The sequence below is a fragment of the Microbacterium sp. ISL-103 genome (genome assembly GCF_018613995.1).
Classification (GTDB): domain Bacteria; phylum Actinomycetota; class Actinomycetes; order Actinomycetales; family Microbacteriaceae; genus Microbacterium.
This window is the reverse complement of record NZ_JAGGPD010000465.1, coordinates 1-2283: the sequence shown is the minus strand read 5'-3', so window position 1 is coordinate 2283 and position 2283 is coordinate 1. Positions and strand designations below refer to the sequence as shown.

General features: G+C 58.0%; 1 protein-coding gene. It reads left to right on the top strand.

Annotation, left to right across the window (positions count from 1 at the left end):
* The first annotated feature begins 362 nt into the window (after positions 1-362).
* Entirely contained in the window at positions 363-1613 is a 1251-nt protein-coding gene (locus tag J7E68_RS15945; protein WP_215174224.1) for an ATP-binding protein, read from the top strand.
* Positions 1614-2283 lie beyond the last annotated feature (670 nt).

The window sequence follows — 2283 nt, the reverse complement described above, 5'->3', positions numbered from 1 at the left end:
ACGGGGGGGAGGGGCTCGGGGGCGGCGCCCGTCTGCTCGAAGAGTGCGCGGATGAGTGGCCCGCCGGTCGGGTCGTTCAGCCAGTCGCCGATGGTGGAGTGTGCGGTGAGGGCCATGGTCGAGCTCCTTGAGGCTTGGGTTTCGCAACGGTGCGTCTACTTACCAGTTAGTCTACGCAGGTGCGTGGAAGTGTAAGTCGATATGCGAGATCCCTCCCTCCGCCAGATCGGAATCGATTCGGGGACGTTTCGTGGCTCGCCGGTACGGGTGAACCGGTCATCCCCCAGGTCCCCTATCGTCTCGCTAGGCCCTTCGGATATCGCGGTCGTTGAGGATACTGTGTCGTCAGGGAGGGTGTGAACTTGTATCGATTGCTTGGTTATCGCTCGGATCGCTTCGATCTTGAGATCCGCATAGACGCGTCGAGCGATGTCTGTTTCTCCGTTCTGATCGGCGCCAACGGTAGCGGCAAGAGTCGGTTGCTCGGGGAGTTGGCGCGCAGCGCCAGCCATGAGGTCGAGGGTCAACGAATCGATGACGGCGATGAGCCGGCGAGGGTGCTGGCAGTCTCGAACATGGTGATGGACGCGTTTCCTTTTGTGCGTAGACAGGACTCCGGCTACAGGTATCTAGGGCTGAGGCAGTCCTCGAACTCGATGACAACCGGGGCGATAGCCTCATCTTTGGGTCGCTTCTATGTGGAGATTTTGACGAGTCAGAACTTCGATATCGACATCAATCGCATCGCAGCAAAACTTGCTCTGCCGGTGGTTAGTGTCGCGCTTGGGCGGGGGCATTCCGCTTCGAGTATATCGTCGAGGCGCGGTACGACGTCGGCGGAACGACTGGCGAGAGAGCTCAAGGAAGACGGGTCAATAGCCGCTGAAGCAATAAATTACGTGGATGGACGCCTCGGCGAACTTGCCTCTCAGATTCAACCCAGAAGACCGCTTTTGATGGACGAGTCCAGGGTTAGACGGTTGATAGGAGATCTGGCCAAAACACTGGCCGTCGACCCGCCGGTTGTGCTAGAGGCGATGAGGCGCGTGTACGGGTTGCGTTTCGAGTTACAGTTTGGCGAGCAGAGCAACGAGCCCTTTGAGCCGAGCGCGGGCCAGTCGCTGCTGCTTTCAATGATCCTGCGAATCGCCTCCGCGATCCATCCCAATTCACTTATCCTTATTGATGAACCAGAGATCGGCTTGCACCCTGAATGGCAGTCCAGTTTCATCGATCTGCTCCGGGACAGTCTTCCGGAAGCGCGAGGGTGCCATTTCGTTATTGCTACCCATTCGCCATACGTCGCACTTGCCGCGACAACAATATCCATGCCCGACCACAATGAAGCGTTGGGAGTCCACTCATTCATCAATCTGCCTGTGGAGCACCGAGGCATGTCGATTGAGATGCTGATATATCAGGTGTTCGGCGCGCGAGTGATCGGAAATGCTTCGGTCAATACGGATCTAACCACCGTAATTGGATGGCTGTCCTCCGGGAAGACTTCTCGCGACGGAGTGGTTGAGGCTGCTGTTGAGCGACTAGGAGCCGTTGCTGGCAGTCACACGCCCACGTTGAATGACGTGCTTCGTGAATATCGCGCGGTTCCATGAGAAGGCTGAAACGACCGCCGCGACGCTTTCGCCTTGATCGAGTGGACGCTGAATTGGACGATGGCAGCCCTCGCCCGTGGGCATCGAGTGCCGTGACGCGCAGATTCCGTTCTCGTCTCACGCTTTGGCTCGCGAAACAACAGAAGGAGCGCTGCGCTTACTGTTCGCTGCNNAATAGTGAATGGCGTCCCGGAGTGGACATTTGAGATTCACAATCTCATACTTGCGTGTGAATACTGCAACTCAAAGCTGAAAAAGCGGTACAACCCTCTCGTCACTCGGGGGGTCAGCTATCGGTCTTCAACATTCGCTATCTACCATCCCTACCTTGATCGCGCGGCCGCGCACATCACAGGAGGCTATCGGGGGGGAGCAGAAGAGCCCTCGGTGCCGCACCATAAATCGCAGAAAGGTGAGAAGACGATCGAACTGTTCCAGCTCACAAGGATAGACCTTCGTGAGCTTTGGGGGCAGGAGCATCGGTCGGCGATCGAACGGCTTGAGCGCCTTGGGTGGCAGCCCGCACGGCGCGCGCAGTTCCTGGACATCACTCGTGAGCTCGGGACGTCCGAAACTCTTTAGTGCCCGATGCGGCGCGTGGAAGCTGAGTGGTCGAGACCCGACGCCGCGGCTTACAACCGATCGATCCAGGTCTCTTCTTCGCGATCGG